At 40.3% G+C, this 355-nt stretch carries 1 protein-coding gene; it reads left to right on the top strand.

What is annotated here, in order from left to right:
* Positions 1-10 precede the first annotated feature (10 nt).
* A partial coding sequence (locus ACYQ2O_RS13000; RefSeq protein ID WP_459796812.1) for an RNA-guided endonuclease TnpB family protein occupies positions 11-355 on the top strand: 345 nt, incomplete at its 3' end.

Genomic DNA, 355 nt, shown 5'->3' on the forward strand with positions numbered 1-355 from the left:
ATCATGTACGATATCAATGAATAAATCGGGAAAATATTTTATATCCATTCTTGTGGAATCAGCGGACGAAACGCCCCAATTAGTTGAACGGAAGATCGGGATTGATTTGGGTATTTCGGATTTTGCGATCACCACCAATGATTTAGGGGAGACTGAGAAGCACAAAAATCCAAAACCTCTTTACAAGTCCGAAAAGAAGCTGAAGAAAGCGCAACGGTCATTATCCCTCAAACAAAAAGGCGGTAAGAACCGCAATAAAGCACGCTTAAAGGTAGCCAAAAAGCACGAGAAGATTGCCAATCAGCGCAAAGATTTCTTGCACAAACTATCCAAAAAGATTACAGACGAAAACCAA

The organism is Alkalibacterium sp. m-11, from assembly GCF_054658155.1.